Origin of the sequence: Neisseria sp. HMSC066H01 (assembly GCF_001837375.1) — a bacterium.
GTDB lineage: Bacteria > Pseudomonadota > Gammaproteobacteria > Burkholderiales > Neisseriaceae > Neisseria.
Genome location: NZ_KV832184.1, coordinates 1 through 248, shown reverse-complemented (window position 1 = coordinate 248; position 248 = coordinate 1). Strand labels below are relative to the sequence as shown.

Here is a 248-nt window from a genome sequence, read left to right as displayed (position 1 = left end):
CCGGCGGCTACGTTGGTCACTTTGTTGCCGGCGTTGTTCAAACCGTCTTTGGTCAGTTTGACGTCACCTGCTTTAACGCCGTCTTGGGTCAACGCGACATCGTCACCTACTTTCACACCGTCGTTGTTAACGGTGGTGTCGCCGGCTTTGACGCTGTCTACAACCAGGTCTTTGTTCAGCTTAACTGTCACTTTATCGTCTTGGGCTTCGGTGGTGATGTTGTCGTCGCCGGCAACGGTCACGGTGGA

1 protein-coding gene is annotated in these 248 nt (G+C 54.4%); it reads right to left on the bottom strand.

Translation table 11 applies throughout. The features are described 5' to 3' along the window. Positions 1–248: hypothetical protein (locus HMPREF2551_RS10565; RefSeq protein WP_168167193.1), on the bottom strand; the 248-nt coding region annotated here is incomplete at both ends.